This is a genomic window from Weizmannia sp. FSL K6-0777, assembly GCF_038593185.1.
Classification (GTDB): Bacteria; Bacillota; Bacilli; order Bacillales; family Bacillaceae_C; genus Weizmannia; species Weizmannia faecalis.
On sequence record NZ_CP151971.1, the window covers coordinates 566,320 to 584,228 of the forward strand.

Here is a 17,909-nt window from a genome sequence, read left to right on the forward strand (position 1 = left end):
CGGGTGGATGGTGAAGGCGTGTTGATTACGAAAATGATCTCGCTGTGGCCAGTGCTTTCTAATAAGGGTCAGGGCGGATGTTCAAGAAATTGAAGGAGGTTTTGGATGCAAGGGCTGTTTTACCGCTATATACGCTTGTACCGCGTACTGATCAAGAAATTGAACGGCTTATTGGCACAGTTCGGGTTGTCCTATTCGCTCTGGCAGGTGACGTTTTATGTGCGGAATTTCGGCCCGTGCACACTTGTGGAAATTTGCAAGTATTATCAAATTGAAAAACCGAATGTGACAAGGATTGTCCAAAAGCTGGAAGAACAGGGAATCGTAGAACAGATCCCGGGAAAAGACCGCCGTGAAAAAGTGATTCGGATGACGGAAAGAGGCGAAAACCTCTACCGGCAGTGCCGCGCGGAAATTACCGGATTGGAACAGCAGGCAATGAAGGGGATTCCGGAAGCGGAGCAAGAGATGGTATTCGAACTGCTGCCGCAAATCAGAGACAATTTAGATCACAAAGGGGAGGAAACAAATTGAGCAGGCCGAAGTTATGGACAAAGGATTTTATAATTGTTTCGACCGCGAACTTTTTTCTGTATTTTACATTTTACTTATTGATGGCGACCGTTACGATTTTTGCGACTGACCGGTTTCATGCATCACCAAGCGCGGCCGGCCTGGCATCAGGGATTTTCGTCGTCGGGGTCCTGGTTGCGCGGCTCTTTGCCGGCAAATCGATTGACCGCATCGGCAGGAAAAAGATGCTTTATGCTGGTTTTATTGCGATTATCATCATTTCATTATTTTATTTTGTGACGAATCAACTAGGTGTTTTACTGGCTGTCCGCTTTTTAAACGGCGCAGCGCTTGGGATAGCTTCAACTGCAACGGGAACCATTGTTGCCGGGATCATACCAAATGAACGCCGCGGGGAAGGCACGGGTTATTATGCATTGAGTGTGACACTTGCCGCGGCTGTTGGGCCTTTTGTCGGCATGTTCCTCATTCAGCACGCAAGTTTTAATATGGTATTTGCTTTATGCCTTGTGCTATTGGCTTTGAGCTTTATCTCCGCCCTCTTTTTAAAGATGCCGAAAGTGGTACTTTCAAAAGCGGATCTGGAAAAGATGAAGGGGCTCAAAATCAGCAATTTCTTTGAGCCGAAAGTGTTCCCAATTGCCATCATCAGTGCATTTGTCGGGCTCGGCTACTCTAGCATCCTGTCTTTTTTGACTTCATATGCGAAAGAAATGAATCTTGTTGATATTTCAAGCTTTTTCTTTATTGTTTATGCTGTAACGGTGCTTGTGTCCAGGCCGTTTACGGGAAGATGGTTTGATACAAAAGGCGAGAACTTTGTCATGTATCCTTCGTTTCTTTTGTTTGCGGCAGGGCTCGTGCTGCTGAACCAGGCTGACAGCGGACTATTAATTTTATTGGCCGGAATTTTCGTCGGGCTTGGGTACGGCACTTTCTCGGCAAGCGGGCAGGCGATTGCAGTCAAAGTATCGCCGAAAAACCGGATTGGGCTTGCAACTTCAACGTTCTTTATTTTTCTTGATGCCGGTGTCGGGGTCGGGCCGTTTTTGCTCGGGCTTTTGGTTCCGTTCGCTGGTTATCACGGCTTGTACGCCATCATGGCTGTTGTCCTTGTCCTTTGCGTATTTCTTTATTATTTTGTCCATGGGAAAAAAGCTGCATCTATGCAAGGCGTGGTGGAAGAAGCAGAATAATTTGTCTGAACACAAACCCGGGGATTGCCCCCGGGTTTGTTTTTTTTAGCCGTTTGCCCGGTTCAAAAGCAAAGGCCGGGGAATCAAAAAAGAAGCAAGAGGCAGGCTCTTTTGACTGCACAGCGTAAGGTCCCTGTTTTTTCATAAGATAAGTTAAAAAATATTTTATAAAAAATTTGATTATCACTAATTGTTCCGTTTACAATAAACATAAGCGGAGTTTTTTACGTAAAAATAAATAAAAATTTACATATAGTTTTCGTAAAGGATAAGGTGGTTATTATGGCGACAATGGCTGATATTGCCAAAATGGCGGGGGTATCCATTGCAACCGTGTCCAGAGTTCTGAATTATGATGATAAGGTAGTGGCATCTGATGAAACAAAGCGAAAAATATTTGAAGCAGCCGAAAGTCTGAACTATACAAAACATATAAACAAAAAAACGGCCAGGAGGGAAAAAATCGCAATTGTACAATGGAGCTCGCAGGAAGAAGAACTGAATGATATTTACTATATGTCCATCCGCTTGGGGGCTGAAAAATACGCAGAGGAACACGGCTTGTCCATCTCCCGGGTTTATGCCGAATACGAAAAGATCCCGGGTGATGTGGAAGGAATTTTAGCGATTGGGAAATTCTCAAAACAGCAGATTCAAGTGCTTCAATCTTTTCAAAAACCGATTTGCTTTGTGGATACTTATTATGAGGTGGGAAGTGCTGATCAGGTTATGGTAGATTTTGAACAGGCAGTTAAAGATGTCATTGATTACTTTGTACAACAGGGGCATCAGCGGATTGGATATATCGGGTCGTTGGCTGAGGATGAAATGAATTCCGGAATTGATCCGCGCAGTCTTGAATATACCAGATATATGCAAAAGTTAGGGCTCTATCGTAAAGAAGATGTTTTTGATTTTAAAGGGAAATATGATGTTCGTGCCGGCTACCAGCAAATGATTTCTGCCATTCGGAACTTGGGGGATCATTTGCCGACAGCTTTTTTTATTGCAAATGATCCGATGGCGATCGGCAGTTTAAAGGCCCTTCATGAAAATAACATCCGGGTTCCGGAACAAGTGAGTTTGATCGGTTTTAATGACGTAAGTGTGTCCCAATATACGGTCCCCGCCTTGAGCACAGTAAAAGTGTATACCGAAGTGATGGGCGAAGAAGGGGTGGCATTGTTGCTGGAACGTATAAACAGCCGGGAAATCCCTAAAAAAGTCAGACTGGGGACAAAACTTGCCATAAGAGAAAGCAGTAAATGAACGCTTCCTCTGCAAAATATTTACGTAAAAATTATGCAAAAAGGAAGTTAAAAGGTTTAAATTTTTATTGATTTTTGCGTAAAATTGCAGTACGATGGTGTTGGTTTATGGTAACGTTTTCAAAAAAGGAAGCATTGAAGCATTGGAATTTACAGGGTGGCGTGTACTTAAATAACGTACAACTTGGAGGAATGCGTGATGCTAAAAAAACATGAAAAATTTTATTACGGCGGGGATTACAACCCTGAACAATGGGATGAATCTGTATGGAAAGAAGACATGCGGCTGATGAAAAAAGCCGGCGTCAATTATGTAAGCATCAACATTTTCAGCTGGGCAAGGCTGCAGCCGGATGAAGAAACATATGATTTTTCAACGCTCGATAAAATCATGGATATGCTTGCGGAAAACGGCATCGGGGCGGACCTGGCCACTGCAACTGCGGCACCGCCGGCATGGCTGTCGCGGAAATATCCCGATTCGCTTCCGGTTGACAAGGACGGGTCGCGCTTTTTGCCGGGGTCGCGCCAGCATTATTGCCCGAACAGCAAAGACTACGCTCGGCTTGCGGCGAAACTGGTCCGCAAAATTGCGGAACGGTACAAAAGCCATCCCGCGCTTGTCATGTGGCATGTGAACAATGAGTACGGCTGCCACATTTCCGAATGCTATTGCGACAACTGCAAAAAGGGTTTTCAAACATGGCTCAAAGAAAAATACGGCACGATTGAAAACTTGAATAAAAGCTGGTCAACAGACTTCTGGAGCCAGCGTTATTATGAATGGGAAGAAATCTGTCTGCCAGGGAAAACGCCGACTTTTGCCAATCCGATGCAACAGCTCGATTACAAAGCCTTTATGGATGATTCACTGCTTGCACTTTATAAAATGGAACGCGATATCCTGAAAGCATATACGCCGGATGTGCCGGTAATGACAAACTTAATGGGGCTGCACAAACCGGTGGACGGATTCCATTGGGCGAAAGAAATGGATCTTGTGACATGGGATGCCTACCCAGATCCGTTTGAGGACATCCCGTATGCGCAATTCATGGCCCATGATTTGACGCGCAGTTTGAAAAAACAGCCGTTTTTGCTAATGGAACAGGCAGCCGGCGCGGTGAACTGGCGGGCGCAAAACGCTGTGAAAGCACCGGGTGTGATGCGGCTTTGGAGTTATGAAGCGGCTGCGCACGGGGCGGACGGCATCATGTTTTTCCAATGGCGCGCATCCCAGGGCGGTGCGGAGAAATTCCATAGCGGGATGGTGCCGCATTCCGGGGATGAAGAAAGCCGGAATTTCCGGGAAGTGGTACAACTCGGCAATGAATTGAAAAATTTGGAAAAGGTAACGGGTTCAGCATATGCATCCGATGTTGCGATTGTTTTTGACTGGAAAAACTGGTGGGCGTTGGAACTCGATTCAAAACCTTCTTCGCTTGTAACCTATATCAAACAGCTTCTGCCGTTTTATAGGGTGCTTCATACCCAAAACATTGGTGTCGATTTTATTCACCCGGACGAGGCAATGGACCGGTATAAAGTGGTTTTCGCGCCGGCAAGTTACCGGGTGACAAAGACATTTGCGGATAAAGTAAAAGCCTATGTCGAAAACGGCGGTTATTTTGCCACCAATTTCTTCAGCGGAATTGCGGATGAAAACGACCGTGTGTATCTTGGCGGCTATCCGGGCGCGTACCGGGATATTCTTGGCATTTATGTTGAAGAGTTTGCGCCGATGAAAAAGGGGGCAGTACATCAAATCCGGACCGGGTATGGCGATGCGGCTATCCGCGTGTGGGAGGAAAAGATCCACTTGAAAGGCGCCGAAGCTTTGGCCTGGTTCAAAGACGGCTATTTGGCCGGGTCGCCTGCTGTCACCGCGCATCATTGCGGAAAAGGAAAAGCTTATTATATCGGGACACAGCCGGATGAACAATATTTGTCTTCTCTTTTAAAAGAAATTTTAAAGGAAGCGGATGTCCGGCCGGCATTGGATGCTCCTCGTGGTGTGGAAGTGGCAGTGCGCAAAAATGGGCATGAAAAATTTTTGTTCCTGCTGAACCATACGGATCAGGTTCAGTTTGTGGATGCAGGCGGCACGTACCCGGAACTGATTAACGGGCATACTGAATCAGAAACGGTCCGGCTCTCACCCCGGGACGTAAAAATTTTGCAGGTGGTTGAAAAATAGGAAGCGCCCGGATTGGAAAACTGCCCTTTGCCTACTCCAGAAAAACCGCCTGTTTTTAGAGGCCACTCCGGGTTCTCAAGTTGGATTGCCGGCGCTCGTCAGCCGGGCAAAGCGGCCATTCGAGACGTATCGGGGAAGAAACCCGGTGAACCGTTGAGCCGCAGTTCCGGCAGCACGGATACGAGAAATGCAATAGACGCCCATGCTGTAGCGGACATGTATCAGCAGAGGGATAAAAAACAGCAGGCATAAATTTCCAGGATAGAGATGTTGCAATTGCACATCAAAAGGATACGAACACGACCGCAACATCCGGCACAAAGCTGTACCGGGTCCGTCCGGTAATGCCTATCAAAAAGGATACCCCGCGTCACGCGGGGTATCCTTTTATGCTGCCTGTTCTACAGTCTGTTTGCGTGTTTTCTTTTTTACCGGAGAAAGGCGGCGTTCAATCCAGCCCATGATAAAGTCGGCGGCGACAGCCATCAAGGCAGTCGGAATGGCACCGGCTAAAATAATCGATGTGCCATTTGAGACGCTGGTTCCGCGGACGATGATATCTCCGAGTCCGCCTGCGCCGACAAATGTGCCCATGGCTGCAATTCCGATCGCAACGACGAGTGCGGTCCTGAGGCCGGCCATAATGACAGACAATGCAAGTGGAAGTTCCACCATCCGCATGATCTGGAACTTTGTCATCCCCATTGCCTTGCCGGACTCAAGCAAAAATTGATCGACGCTGAGGATGCCGGTATACGTATTTTTTAAAACCGGCAAAAGCGAGTAAAGAAACAGGGCAAGCACGACCGTATTGGTGCCGAGTCCCATAACGAGCATCAACATGGACAGCATCGCCAACGACGGGACCGTTTGGATGATATTGGCAAGTGTGAGAATCCAGGCGCTTAGCTTGCGGCGGCGGGCCATGAAAATCCCGAGCGGAATCGCGACGACCGCTGCAAACAGAACACCATATGCCGACATCAGGAAATGGCGGTAAAATTGTACCCATACATAGTTGCCGTTTTCCCCGTAATAATGAAGTACGCTCCTGATCGTTTCCATGATCACCCCTCCTCGTATAATAAGTTTAAATCCAAAGTGGATGTCAATTTCCAGTTCATTCTGCTGCTCATTGACAAGTGAATATAAGATTTTGTATTCCGGGCTCGCCCGGAATACAAGTTCGGACTTGGACGCTTCGCGATGTTCCCGGATAATGGTCTTAGGATCGTTTGGGTCAATGCTTCCCCTCCTTGTAGCCTGACTACTCGAAAAGTCTGCATCCCCAGGTTCTTGCTTGAACGTCTAACCCGTAGGCCGTTCCTCCGGATCTCCGTGCTGGAAATGAGCAGTTCCAGGCAGCCCACGGCCCGGATGAGTTCTCATACGCGAGGCTGACAGATCGGCAAGCCATCTGGGGATATCCCGAAGCGTCCGATTCCATCGATCCCAATACAGAGAGGAGGAAATCATATGCCCTTATTTGTCGGTATTGACGTGAGCTCCAAAAACCTCGATGCCTGCCTGATGGATGGAATGGGGGAAACGTTGGCCACCCAAACGGTGACAAACAATCTTCCCGGTGCCTCTGAGTTAAGAGACGCCATCCTCCAACATGCGGAGGCGGATGACACCATCCAGATCGCCATGGAGGCCACATCTGTGTATAGTTGGCACCCGGCAATGTTTTTCCATGAAGATCCCGAGCTGAAACAGCGTCGTACAAAGGTGTTTACCCTGAATCCGAAGCTGGTGAGAAATTTCAAAAAGGCTTATGCCGAGATGGACAAGACCGATCCCAAAGATGCCTGGGTAATTGCGGACCGCTTGCGTTTCGGGAGATTGCCGAAATCCGTGATTCAGTCAGAACAATACCTTGCCCTTCAACGGTTAACACGGATGCGCTATCACCTGATTCAAAGTTTAACCCGGGAACAACAGGTATTTTTGAATCATCTGTTTTTCAAATTCAGTGCCTTTAACCTTGAAGTGGATACACCGGTCTTCGGCCATGCCATAACGGAATTTTTGCTTGAGGCCTATAGCCTCGATGAAATTGCCCAAATGCCTCTAGAGGACTTAGCGATGTATCTCCAGACCAAAGGCCATGGCCGCTTTAGCGATCCCGAGGATTTGGCCGCATCCATCCAAAAAGCTGCCCGGTCCTCTTACCGGCTTTCTAAATGTGTGGAGGATTCGATTGACTTGGTCCTGGGCAGTTCTATTGAGATCATCCGGCATCTTAAACGCCAAATCAAGGATTTGGATAAGGCGATTGCCCGCGTTCTTGATGGAATCCCGAATACCCTCCAGACCATTCCGGGAATAGGCCCGGTGAGCTGTGCTGGGATTCTCGCTGAAATCGGCGACATTGAGCGCTTTGACGACCAAGCCGCGATCGCAAAATTTGCTGGATTGTTCTGGCCCCGCCACCAATCGGGTGATTTTGAGGCTGATGACAAAATGCTTGCGCGTACAGGCAATCGTTATCTCCGGTATTACCTGGTTGAGGCTGCCAATCTGGTCCGGCGACACGAACCTGAGTACCGCGCCTTTTACCAAAAGAAATATCGTGAGGTGCATAAGCACTCACACAAACGCGCCCTCGTCTTAACGGCAAGAAAACTGGTGCGCCTGATCGATGCGCTGCTCCGCAACGATCAAATTTATGCGCCGAAAAAGAAGGTGACGCGATGAGGTAACCAGGTAACCATCATCGATAGCCTGAACTTGAAAACTTCCAGATTATTCCAATTATCTGGAGGCTTAGTTCAGTATTGCCATTTTTACGACATAGAGCCAACAAAATTTCCAATTCACTTGTTTTTAACCCTTGACATCACACCGTAGGACTATTCAAAGTAATGATGTTTTTCTAGAAATTCTTTTGCCACCGTCGACGGTTCTTTCATTTCGACGTCACTTTCATAATTCAACTGCTGCATTGTTTTCGTATCAATTTTTCCAACAAGCTTTTGTAAAACTTTCCTGAGTTCAGGATGTTGTTTTAACGTGTCGTCGCGTACGACAGGGGAGGCGTCATACGGCGGGAAAAAGTGTTTGTCGTCTTTCAGCATAACGAGGTTGTATGCATTGATTCTTCCGTCGGTTGAATAGGCAAGCACAACATCCGCCTTTCCGCTTTTGACGGCTTTATAAACAAGCCCGAGTTCCATCGGGTACGTTTTTCCAAATGTAAATCCGTACGTTTTCACAAAACCGTCGTAACCGTCGCCTTTCCGTTTCAGCCAGGAGTTATCCACGCCAAGCCGCAAATCTTTTGCCACTGGTTTTAATTGGGAAACTTTTGTCAAGTGGTCTTTGTCTGCTAAGGATTTGGTAACAGTAAAGGCATAGGTGTTGGCAAATCCGAAAGAGTCGAACCATGTTTGGTGGAACCGTTTTTCAAACTGTTGTTTGACAATTTTTAACGCTTTTTCCGGGTCGGTCACCGGTTCCATGCCGAGTGCGCCTGCTAGATCCGTCCCGGTGTAGCGGACAGCGGAAATATTGATCTGCCCGCTTGTCATCGCTTTATGGAGCACAATCGAGGAACCAAGATTGTTGACCATATCGACTTTTATATTGGTATAATGTTCGATCATATCTTTTTCCATATAACCGATAATTTGTGTTTCCGTTGAGTTGGTCATGCCGATTTTTACGGACTGGCTGTCTGCGGCACTTAGGCCTGGCAGCGTACAGCCGCCCGCAAAGATGCTTAAGCAGAAAACAAGCAAGAGGGCTGCTAATTTTTTCATGTGCCGTCATCCTTTCTAAGCGGCCTGTTTTTGTTTCCGGATGCCTTTTGGAGTAGCAATCGTTTCAAGCTTTCCAAACAGGTAGTCCACGATAAGCGCCAAAATGGTTACCGGTACTGCGCCGGCCGCGATCATTTCCGGCTGGTACAAATTAAGGCCGCTGAAAATATAGTCTCCGAGGCCGCCTGCGCCGATAAAAGAGGCAAGGGTTGCCCAGCCAATTAAATAAACAGTGGAAAGGCGGATACCGGCCATGATCACAGGGATGGCAAGGGGAAGTTCCAAATGGATCACTCTTTCCCATCCGGTCATCCCCATCCCGCGCCCTGCTTCCACCAGTTTCGGGTCGATCCCCTTTACGCCGGTGTACGTGTTCCGCAAGATAGGCAGGACCGAATAGAAAAACAACGCCGCAATGGCGGGAAGCTTTCCAATACCGAAAATCGGAATGAAGAAGGCTAAAATGGCAAGGCTTGGGAAAGTTTGGATAACGCCCGCAATGCCCATCACAATATTTGCTGCCCGCCGGTATTTTGTCAACCAGATGCCAAGCGGAACAGCGACAACGATGCCTAAGATGACAGCCGTGATGGAGATATAGAAATGCTGCCATGTTTTGAACAACAGTTCGCTCCAATTGGCTTCCATAAACTGCATGAAGGCTTCCATGATTTTTCCTCCTAACTGATGATTTCAGATACGGGTTCCTCTTCGCCCCAGATGGAGTCGTAAACGATATCGACAAGGCTTGCTCTCGTGACAATGCCAACAAGCCGGTGTTCATGGTCGACAACAGGCACGTATTTAATGCCTCGTTTTAAAATTTTCCGGACTGTATCGCGGACGAGGGTGTCTTTTTCCACTGCGATTAAATTCGTTTCCACCACGTCTTTGACAAGAACCGGTTTCCTGCGGTTTCGATCGATGATTTCGACATCGATATAGCCGAGGAGCACTTTCCGGCTGTCTACGACAAGTAGGGAGTCAACCCGCTGTTCTTTCATGATTTGGATGGCTTCTGTTAATGTTTTATCGACTGTGACTGTAACGGCTTTCGGGCTCATGATTTGTTCAACGGTCTGGATATTCGGCCGGGCCTGAAGCAGCCGTTCTTTGCCGATAAACGTTTCCACAAATTCGTTGGCCGGTTCGCGGAGAATTTCATCCGGCGTGCCGGTTTGGACCAGTTTGCCGTCGCGCATGATGACAATCTGGTCGGCGAGTTTAATCGCTTCATCCATGTCGTGGGTAACAAATACGATGGTTTTGCCAAGTTCCTTTTGCAGCTTTTTCAATTCGTCCTGCAGGCTGTCGCGGGTAATCGGGTCAAGCGCGCCAAACGGTTCATCCATTAAAATGAGCGGTTGGTCTGCCGCCAGTGCCCGCAAAACGCCGATGCGCTGCTGCTGGCCGCCGCTCAGTTCATGCGGGTAACGGTCCAAAAATTCTTCTGGCATATCGACGAGCTGGAGCAGTTCTTTGGCCCGCTCCCGTTGTTTTTCTTCAGGCCATTTTAGTAATCGCGGGACAAGAGAGATGTTTTGCTGGATTGTCATATGGGGAAATAAACCAATTTGTTGAATCACGTACCCGATTTCTCTTCTCAGTTTAACGGGGTCCGTATCTTTGATGTTTTTGCCATTGATATAAATGGTGCCTTCTGTCGGTTCAATCAGCCTGTTGATCATTTTCATCGTGGTCGTTTTACCGCAGCCGCTCGGGCCGATAAAAACGATAAAACGGCCGGACGCAAATTCGAGATTCAAATCGTCCACGGCGCGTTTGCCGCCCTTATAAATTTTCGAGACGTGGTCAAACTTTAACAATTTTCGCACCTCCAGTTTGTTTTGGGTAGAGATTGGTTACAATATAAGTATACCGTAAAATTTGTAAAATGAAAAGTTTACGTATTGTACTTATTATATAGATGATATATATTGTAATTGAAGGCAATTGGTTCATCATTTTTTACAGTACTTCGGCAAAGCGGCCAAAAGGAGCATTTCTGGAATGGAAGAAAAAACGTTGGACAAAGTTGTCCGGGCGAAAGAACAATATATTGAAAAAATTGCGGACCATATTCGTGCTTTCGGCATCCCGCCAACCGTCGGGCGTGTCCTCGGCATTATCTACATAAATCACCGGCCGATGACGCTCGATGAATTGTCCCAGGCAACAGGCATGAGCAAGACAAGAATGAGCCAGGTAGTCCGCGAAATGGTCGATATGAATATCGCGGAAAAAGTGTTTGAAAAAGGGGTCCGGAAAGATCTTTACAATGTCGGCCTCGATTTTTACGACACTTTTGTTGCCATTTTTACGTCCAATTTGCGGAAAATCATTCATCGCAACAAATTCTTCGAAAAAAAATTTGCGCGTGAGTTGGCAGAACTGAAGGACAATGAAGAGCTGCCGCCGGAAATGGAGAAGCAGCTGAATCATTTTTTAAATGAGCTTTTCAATCTTGCGGAATATTATGATTGGCTTTCGCGGCTTGTCGATTTTTTTGAGAGTGGAAAAATTTTTGAGTATGTACCGAAGAAAAAACAGGAATAAACGGAGGCTGGCCCATGAGCACAGAAAAAGAAAAAATGATCGCCGGGAAGTTGTATAACGCGGGAGACCGGGAACTCACGCAGGCGAGATTGAAGGCCAGGCGCCTCGTCCGTACATTCAATGAAACAGATGAAACCGATTTGGAAACCCGGACAGCATTGTTGAAAAAATTATTCGGTTCGACGGGGGAACGCCTCTTTATCGAATCTGATTTCCGCTGCGATTACGGGTTTAACATTCATGTCGGAGAGAATTTTTATGCGAATTTCGATTGTGTCATTCTCGACGGGGGACCGGTTGAAATCGGGAAAAACTGCATGCTGGCGCCGGGTGTCCATATTTATACGGCAACACATCCGCTTGATGCAAAAACGCGCGTGTCCGGCCTGGAGTTGACCAAACCGGTGAAAATTGGCGATAACGTCTGGATCGGCGGACGCGCGGTGATTAACCCGGGCGTTACGATCGGCAACAACGCGGTGATCGCTTCCGGAGCCGTCGTGGTCAAAGATGTGCCCGACAATGCAGTCGTCGGCGGAAACCCGGCGCAAATCATCAAGATGGTGGAAGCATAAGGGAGGCGGCGCCTTCCTTTTTTTGTGGATGTAAGCCTGGTATCAGCGAAACGCGATGGAAACCCCGGGAAGTTGGGAAAAACCGGGAGAGCAGTTAAAGCCAGGGAAAAGAGAGGACGTGGAAAAAAACACTCTCAAAATTGGGGTTATGTAAACATAACCTATCGAGTGACCAGAATCAGTGAAAACTGGCGGCCATCAGTAAAAAAACAGCGGAACGCCAACCATAACAAGCCACCCTGCGGTCAAGGTGGCTTGCCCCTTAATCTTTTTGCCTGGGTGAAACGGCAGCCCAGAGCGCTGCCCCGACAAATGCAGCTATGGCGGCTGATGCAAGCGGATATTTGCTCATCTTGACATAATAACTGTTTCTGCGCATCCAGCCTTTATTCGTGCCCCGTTCATGCAGGCCGTAACCCGGATGGTAGAGGGCGCTGTCCGCTTTCGACTTTGACGGCCGGTCGCTGTGCTGCGTCCGGTACATGGTCAGCTCCATTAATTTATCCATGAACCGTGGCAAGAAGCGGCCTAAGACTGCGACCATTTTTGCCTGCGATCCGACATACATATCCCGCTTCGGGTGCTCGGCTGCAAACAGGATGGCTTCCGCGACGGCTTGAGGCGGGTAAATCATGGACATATAATGCGCCGGTTGTTTCTTAAGGTAGCTGCGCGCATGCTCATTATACGGCGTATCGATCCGGCCGGGGTGAACGAGCGTAATCGAAACGGGCGCATGCTCTTTTTCAAGTTCCATCCGGATGCTTTCCGTAAAACCGTGCAACGCAAATTTAGAGGAAGCATAGGTGGACTGGATGACGGTTCCGCGGTCGCCGAACAGGCTGCCGATATTGATCACAGCGCCGGGCACGCCGCGGCTTTTGTAATGCTGGACGGCTAACCTTGTCCCGTATACGGCGCCCCAGAAATTCGTGTCATACATGCGTTTCATGTCTTCAATGCTGACGTCCATCGCTTCGCCAAAAATTGAAACGCCGGCATTGTTCACCCAGGTGTCAAAGCCGCCGAACGTTTTAATGGCGGTTGCCGCAATATGCTTCACATCTTCTTCGCGGCCGACATCCGCCCGCACCCAGATGGCGGAACTGCCATTATTTTTTAACGTCTTTCCGAAAGAAGTCTCCCATCCTCAAGGAATGTGAAGGTGCGAATCGCACCAATGAGTAGGTGGGAGATGAATTTCGGTTGGCTTTAGCCAAAGTTATTTTTCCAATCCTTTTCTCAACAATTCTAAGATTGCGCCTGTTCTAGTTGGAATCCCATTTTCTTTTTGATATTGCTCCAATTTTTCTAATATCGTCTTAGGCATACGAATTTCTACACGTTCTTTCTCTTCTCTCATGATTATCACCTCATATTGATTGTACGGATTTTTTACGGTATAATCAATATATACGAAATTTTTCCGCACAAAGTGAGGTGAATTGATATGGCCAAGCAAAACAAAGCTTTCAAGTTTCGTTTGTTACCAAACAAAGAACAATCCGCATTATTAGCTAAGACATTTGGTTGTGTTCGCTTTGTCTACAATAAGATGTTAGCTGAACGCAAAGAAACGTATGAAAAGTTCAAGGATGATAAAGAATTGCTTAAAAAGCAAAAGTTTCCGACTCCTGCAAAATATAAAAGTGAATTTCCATTCCTAAAAGAAGTGGATTCTTTAGCTTTGGCAAATGCACAAATGAACTTACAGACTGCTTATAAGAATTTCTTTGAAGGAAATGCGGATTTTCCAAAGTTCAAAAATCGTAAAGCAAAACAATCCTATACAACTAATATGGTCAACGGAAATATTAAGCTAGAAAATGGTCATATCAAACTGCCAAAAATCAAAAAGCCAATAAAAATGAAACAGCATAGAGAGATACCTGCTGATTATAAAATCAAATCTTGCACTATTTCTAAAACAAAGACAGGCAAATACTACATTTCAATTTTGACAGAATATGAGAAAGATATTCGTCCAGTTAAAATACAGAAAGTTGTTGGTTTGGATTTTGCTATGGATGGTCTATATGTCGAGAGTGAACAGGGTAAGAAAGCCAATTACCCACGTTACTATCGGCAAGCCTTAGATAAATTAGCAAAAGCACAACGAATTCTTTCTCGAAGAAAGAAAGGTTCTGCACGTTGGAACAAGCAACGACTAGTAGTGGCTAAATTACATGAGAAAGTGGCGAACCAACGCATGAATTTTCTTCATCATAAGTCAAAAGAATTAGCTTCTAACTTTGATGCTGTCGTGATTGAGGACTTGAACATGAAAGGGATGTCTCAAGCCCTTCACTTTGGGAAAAGCGTTCATGATAACGGCTGGGGGATGTTCACTACTTTCTTAGCGTATAAGCTAAAAGAACAGGGGAAACAACTTGTGAAAATTGATAAGTGGTTTCCCTCCACTAAGAAGTGTTCATGTTGCGGCAAGGAAAAAGAAATGCCATTATCTGAACGTGTATATAAATGTTCTTGCGGCTTTGTATTAGATCGCGATCACAATTCAGCAATCAATATCAAAAATGAGGGATTACGCTTATTAGCGTTATCATAAGTAACAAAACTCTTGGAACAAGAGGGTTAGCTCGGTCAGTTTTCGTTGGCTAGTAAAAGCAACGATAAGTCGAGAAGCCCCCACTTCAATCAAACCGTAAGGTTGATAAGTGGAGGGTAGTTCACCTCATTGGCAAGAATTTTCAACGCGTGCTCATTCCTTGCCGCGAGTACAAGCCGTGCGCCGCGGGCTGCAGCCATTCTTGCGGTGGCAAGCCCGATCCCGCTCGAAGCGCCGGTGATCACGATGACCTGGTCTGCCAGTTTTTTCAGTGATAATGGTTTTTCCATACTGGCATCCATACTGCCGTTGCCTTGTTGTACATAAGATTGGTCCAATGTATGCCCTCCTTGAAGTTTTTTTGCTGTGTTTCGTAATATATCTATACTCTGATTGCGGTTATTTTTGCAGCAGCAGGATTTGGAAATGGGAGGTTCCGGAATTGAAAAAGCAGGGAAGGCGCGGTTGGGCTTTTTTTTAAGGGATGCATGGGAGAAATTGCCGAAACCGCGATTGCGGAAATCATTTGGAGAGTATTGGCTTCCTTGTCCAAAATCGTTGCCCGGTTCGCGCTACATGGATGGAATAACAGAAAAACCTTGGAAAATCCAAGGTTTGAATGGAGCACGATGTTGTTTTTAAAAATCTGCCTTTTAAAATGGATCATTATTTTCCGTTCCAGAGAAAGACTCAATGGCATGCTCAAGGGCGTTGTATGCCTGGCCGAATGCGCCTGCCGCCGAATCAGTACCTGCATGGCGGTGTTCCGGGATCGAATGTTTCGCCTGTTCGATCGCCGTAATGGCATCTTCAATCATCGTCCCTTTGTCCCCGTACTGCTGGCGGGCATCCTGAAGCTGCCGGATGCAGGCATCTAAATCTGCTGAATCGAGATGATTATAAGCGTTTTCGAGCTTTTCCTTCACTTGTTCCAAAATTTCCTTCATGATTCACACCCATTTCTGTAAAGAATACAAGGCTAGTCTTTCAAGTTGGGTTTCATTTTATGCAATATGGAATGCAAACTAGAAAGAAATTTCATCTTTTGCGCTGGAACCAGCCTGCCCTGGCGGCCGTTTCTGCCCGCGAACTGCCGCTCATCCTGCTTTGCCGCCCGGTTCAGGGGTCCAGTAGGAAAAAAGCGGCCCGTTTTTTCCAAACACGGGATCGGTTTCCGGCATGCCGGTTTTGCGGATATTTTCGCGCAAGGTTTCATCGGCCCTCATTTGGGTATCATAATCCTGCCCGCCCGGATAACCCCCTGTCACCGCGAACCCGCCTCCTGACTCAATCCGTTTATGCCCGGTTCCGGCCGGCATCAGCACACAATCACCTTCAGAAATTGTAAAAATTTTACCTTGAGGGCCGCCAAGCTGCACTTTGGCATGGCCGCTCCGTACCGCAATCACTTCATGGGAATTGCTGTGGAAATGATGGTAAGGGAAAATGGTCCATACCCAGTTGTTTCCCCAATTATTTTTTTGAAACACTTTCTCAATTTCGTCTGTCCGTCCTTTAAAAACACCGTGGTAAATGAGCACAGGGAGAAACGGATTATTCGGAATACCGCCGTTCTCCTCAAAATAAAATGCAGAAACGTTATCGTTTGCTGCCGTGCCCCCTGCATCTTTGCCGTCTGAAGCTGACATAAATGGAAGCAATCGTTTCATGGTTGTTTCCCCTCCTCTTTTAATCAGGTTTCATGATTTCCTGGCTTCTCGTTCATCTGCACGATACAGGCAGAATTTTCTTTTTGGTATGCTCCGCCCTTGTTATTGTTTTTCCCCGCCTAACCTATCGGAAACTTTCACTTTTTGCCAAAAATCCGCGGGCTTTTTTAATAAAGGCATCCATGGTGTAATGGGATACGGCAAAGCAAGTTTTTTTGGATACCCAACCACATCCTATCCTTTTTCCCTCTTACAGGCAAATCTTGTATAATAGTCTCAGAAACCATTCAGGAGGACGGCAGTTTGGGAAAAAAAGGATGGCTCGTAGTCTTATTGTTTTTCATTACGGCTGGTGTGCTGGGAATCGGTAACTGGTATTATCAGGCGAACACCGGAAAAACGATTGAAAAAGCACAGCAGCAATATAAAAAAGACTTGGCAAAAGAAAAGAAGCGCAGCCTGGAGGCAAAGGCAGCAAAGGAAAGCGCGGCAAAACAGATTTACGAAAAACATAAAGGGAAAGAACTGGTGTATTTGCCGGTCGGCTCCAGCCTGACAGCAGGGGATTTTGCAACGAAAAAAAGCAAAACGTATGCCGCTTTGTTGGCTGCGCGCATTCACCAAGGCCTTGGATATAAAGTGAAGACCATCAATGGCTACGGCAAGAGCGGGGCCGGCCTGAAGGAACATGGGGCAGACAGTCTTCCCCATATTATTTTCAATCATCCTGATCTTGTGACGATTGAGTTCGGTACGTTTGATCTGAACCGGAATGCCAAAAACACTTACGTTTCTGCCGGCCAATTTAAGAAAGATCTCGAACATTTTGTGGATGAAATCAGAAAGAGTACCGGCAAGAAAACAAAAATCATTTTGCTCACCACCTGGAACAGCGGGCAGTTGTCTTTTACTTATGACCGCGCCATTGAAGAGGTGGGGAAGGCAAAGGGTGTTCCTGTTGCCAATATTGAATCTGTCTGGCTGAACCGTTCCGATACACACGGCCAGAAAGGAGAGAAAGCGGCCACGGGCAAAAGCGATGGCTGGCTTGCCAATGACAAAGGGCATAAAGAAATTGCAAATACGGTGTACAAAAAAGCGTATGGGCTGTTAAAGTAAAATACTGGCTGCTTTTCGGAAGGGCAACCCCCGGTCTTTTGGCAGGCGCTCAAGGATTGTGAATATATCGCCCTGTCTTTCAGAAGGCTATCTCTGAAAGACAGGGCTTTTTGCTGTTTCCGGATAAATCACCTCAGTGAAAAACGAATTGTTCGTAATATAAAACAATTTGTTCTTAATATATTTTTAAAAAGCAAGGAAAACAAAGGAATGTAGCGAAAAAGAAAGTATTTTGTTCGTTATTACGAAAAAATGGCGCCGCTTTCAGCTGCATTTATTTTGAGAGACAGTTGATGCAATGCCCATTGTAATTCGTTATCAAGAACTATCGAGATGCAAAAGGTTAACATGCCGTTTCCAATTGTGGTTTTATAAAGTTGGCGTTGCCGGCGTGGCCGGGAGTTCTTCACCGAGAAACGGATTTAGTACGGTGCTGCCTAATACGGCCACCCATGTTTTTA

16 protein-coding genes and 2 pseudogenes are annotated in these 17,909 nt (G+C 46.6%); 9 read left to right on the forward strand and 9 right to left on the reverse strand.

Annotated elements, in window-relative coordinates; translation table 11 throughout:
• Positions 1-105 precede the first annotated feature (105 nt).
• The 4 genes from NST70_RS02625 to NST70_RS02640 all read left to right on the forward strand — a co-directional run bounded on the left by NST70_RS02625 (position 106) and on the right by NST70_RS02640 (position 5,195).
• The gene (locus NST70_RS02625; RefSeq protein WP_029142376.1) at positions 106-534 is read left to right on the forward strand and encodes a MarR family transcriptional regulator; all 429 of its coding nucleotides are present in this window, start codon (positions 106-108) and stop codon (positions 532-534) included.
• The gene (locus tag NST70_RS02630) at positions 531-1,730 is read left to right on the forward strand and encodes an MFS transporter (RefSeq protein WP_029142377.1); all 1,200 of its coding nucleotides are present in this window, start codon (positions 531-533) and stop codon (positions 1,728-1,730) included. The genes NST70_RS02625 and NST70_RS02630 overlap by 4 nt, the downstream gene beginning before the upstream one ends.
• A gap of 282 nt (positions 1,731-2,012) precedes the next feature.
• On the forward strand, positions 2,013-2,999 hold the full coding sequence (locus NST70_RS02635) for a LacI family DNA-binding transcriptional regulator (RefSeq protein WP_342475670.1): 987 nt from the start codon (positions 2,013-2,015) through the stop codon (positions 2,997-2,999).
• A 198-nt stretch (positions 3,000-3,197) separates the two neighbouring features.
• Positions 3,198-5,195 (forward strand): beta-galactosidase, encoded by a 1,998-nt coding sequence (locus tag NST70_RS02640; protein ID WP_342475672.1) that lies wholly within the window; start codon positions 3,198-3,200, stop codon positions 5,193-5,195.
• A 387-nt stretch (positions 5,196-5,582) separates the two neighbouring features.
• Here the strand turns inward: NST70_RS02640 and NST70_RS02645 are convergent, their stop codons facing one another.
• Positions 5,583-6,260: an ABC transporter permease gene (locus NST70_RS02645; RefSeq protein WP_014096133.1), complete on the reverse strand. Its 678-nt coding sequence runs from the start codon at positions 6,258-6,260 to the stop codon at positions 5,583-5,585.
• 411 nt (positions 6,261-6,671) lie between these two features.
• On the opposite strand from NST70_RS02645, the gene NST70_RS02650 reads away from it, so the two are divergent.
• Complete coding sequence (locus NST70_RS02650; protein ID WP_013858393.1) at positions 6,672-7,895, forward strand: IS110 family transposase; 1,224 nt, start codon at positions 6,672-6,674, stop codon at positions 7,893-7,895.
• Between the two features lie 155 nt (positions 7,896-8,050).
• Here NST70_RS02650 and NST70_RS02655 read toward each other — a convergent pair whose 3' ends face one another.
• From NST70_RS02655 to NST70_RS02665, 3 genes are read right to left on the reverse strand one after another with little or no spacing between them, the layout of a single operon-like run.
• Positions 8,051-8,959 (reverse strand): osmoprotectant ABC transporter substrate-binding protein, encoded by a 909-nt coding sequence (locus NST70_RS02655; RefSeq protein WP_014096132.1) that lies wholly within the window; start codon positions 8,957-8,959, stop codon positions 8,051-8,053.
• 15 nt (positions 8,960-8,974) lie between these two features.
• Positions 8,975-9,628, reverse strand: a complete 654-nt coding sequence (locus tag NST70_RS02660) for an ABC transporter permease (RefSeq protein WP_014096131.1) — start codon at positions 9,626-9,628, stop codon at positions 8,975-8,977.
• Positions 9,629-9,639: 11 nt separating this feature from the next.
• Entirely contained in the window at positions 9,640-10,785 is a 1,146-nt protein-coding gene (locus NST70_RS02665; protein ID WP_014096130.1) for a betaine/proline/choline family ABC transporter ATP-binding protein, read from the reverse strand.
• Positions 10,786-10,969: 184 nt separating this feature from the next.
• On the opposite strand from NST70_RS02665, the gene NST70_RS02670 reads away from it, so the two are divergent.
• Together NST70_RS02670 and NST70_RS02675 are read left to right on the forward strand one after the other, a co-directional pair.
• Positions 10,970-11,515: a GbsR/MarR family transcriptional regulator gene (locus NST70_RS02670; protein WP_014096129.1), complete on the forward strand. Its 546-nt coding sequence runs from the start codon at positions 10,970-10,972 to the stop codon at positions 11,513-11,515.
• A 14-nt stretch (positions 11,516-11,529) separates the two neighbouring features.
• Positions 11,530-12,090 carry a maltose acetyltransferase domain-containing protein gene (locus tag NST70_RS02675; protein WP_035189677.1) on the forward strand — a complete coding sequence of 187 codons (561 nt, stop codon included), beginning with the start codon at positions 11,530-11,532 and terminating at the stop codon, positions 12,088-12,090.
• A gap of 262 nt (positions 12,091-12,352) precedes the next feature.
• On the opposite strand, the pseudogene NST70_RS02680 reads toward NST70_RS02675, so the two are convergent.
• Together NST70_RS02680 and NST70_RS02685 are read right to left on the reverse strand one after the other, a co-directional pair.
• A pseudogene (locus NST70_RS02680) lies at positions 12,353-13,213 on the reverse strand (SDR family oxidoreductase); the annotation flags it as partial.
• Between the two features lie 99 nt (positions 13,214-13,312).
• Complete coding sequence (locus tag NST70_RS02685) at positions 13,313-13,453, reverse strand: hypothetical protein (RefSeq protein ID WP_014095675.1); 141 nt, start codon at positions 13,451-13,453, stop codon at positions 13,313-13,315.
• An 87-nt stretch (positions 13,454-13,540) separates the two neighbouring features.
• On the opposite strand from NST70_RS02685, the gene NST70_RS02690 reads away from it, so the two are divergent.
• On the forward strand, positions 13,541-14,659 hold the full coding sequence (locus tag NST70_RS02690) for an RNA-guided endonuclease TnpB family protein (RefSeq protein ID WP_014095882.1): 1,119 nt from the start codon (positions 13,541-13,543) through the stop codon (positions 14,657-14,659).
• A 122-nt stretch (positions 14,660-14,781) separates the two neighbouring features.
• Here the strand turns inward: NST70_RS02690 and NST70_RS02695 are convergent.
• The 3 genes and pseudogenes from NST70_RS02695 to NST70_RS02705 form a co-directional block, all read right to left on the reverse strand.
• A pseudogene (locus tag NST70_RS02695) lies at positions 14,782-14,961 on the reverse strand (SDR family NAD(P)-dependent oxidoreductase); the annotation flags it as partial.
• A gap of 351 nt (positions 14,962-15,312) precedes the next feature.
• On the reverse strand, positions 15,313-15,606 hold the full coding sequence (locus NST70_RS02700) for a hypothetical protein (protein WP_061087264.1): 294 nt from the start codon (positions 15,604-15,606) through the stop codon (positions 15,313-15,315).
• Between the two features lie 150 nt (positions 15,607-15,756).
• Entirely contained in the window at positions 15,757-16,329 is a 573-nt protein-coding gene (locus NST70_RS02705; RefSeq protein WP_061087265.1) for a cupin domain-containing protein, read from the reverse strand.
• A 303-nt stretch (positions 16,330-16,632) separates the two neighbouring features.
• Here NST70_RS02705 and NST70_RS02710 point away from each other — a divergent pair, with 303 nt between their 5' ends.
• Positions 16,633-17,448, forward strand: coding sequence for an SGNH/GDSL hydrolase family protein (locus NST70_RS02710; RefSeq protein WP_013858392.1), 816 nt, complete (start codon positions 16,633-16,635; stop codon positions 17,446-17,448).
• Positions 17,449-17,909: the final 461 nt, after the last annotated feature.